General features: G+C 51.3%; 1 protein-coding gene. It reads right to left on the reverse strand.

From position 1 onward, the window contains the following. The coding region (locus R7Z77_RS26510; RefSeq protein WP_318137193.1) for a pyruvate kinase at nt 1-624 on the reverse strand (624 nt) is incomplete at both ends.

The raw sequence follows: 624 nt of genomic DNA on the forward strand, positions 1-624 counted from the left end.
CTGAGTACATGGTTGCCATTGCAATGGTCTCTTCTGCTGTTTCAAAGGTGCGATCGAGACGGTAGGTCGATAGACTTGCTTCAGACATCTTTTCTGCGCCAATACAGACATCCGCCATTGATTTCACGGTCTCTACCGGATATTGACCGGCAGCGGTCTCTCCAGACAGCATCACGGCATCGGTGCCATCCAAAACGGCGTTTGCTACGTCCATGACTTCTGCACGAGTTGGCATTGGGCTATTGATCATCGATTCCATCATTTGAGTTGCAGTAATGACAACGCGGTTCAAACTTCGAGCTCGACGAATGAGTTTTTTCTGAACACCGATCAGCTCAGGATCGCCAATCTCAACCCCTAAATCGCCGCGAGCGACCATCACGACGTCAGAAGCTAGGATGATATCGTCAATCGACTCGCTCGTGGCGACGGTTTCTGCACGTTCTACTTTTGCGACGAGTTTTGCTTCTAAGCCGGCATCCCGGGCCAAGCGTCTGGCATAGTGCATGTCCTCGCCATTGCGTGGGAAAGAAATGGCCAAATAGTCGACCTTTATTTCTGCGGCTGTGATGATGTCAGCTTTGTCTTTCTCCGTGAGCGCATCGGCTGATAAGCCACCGCCTT

Source organism: Vibrio sp. 1401 (assembly GCF_033340295.1).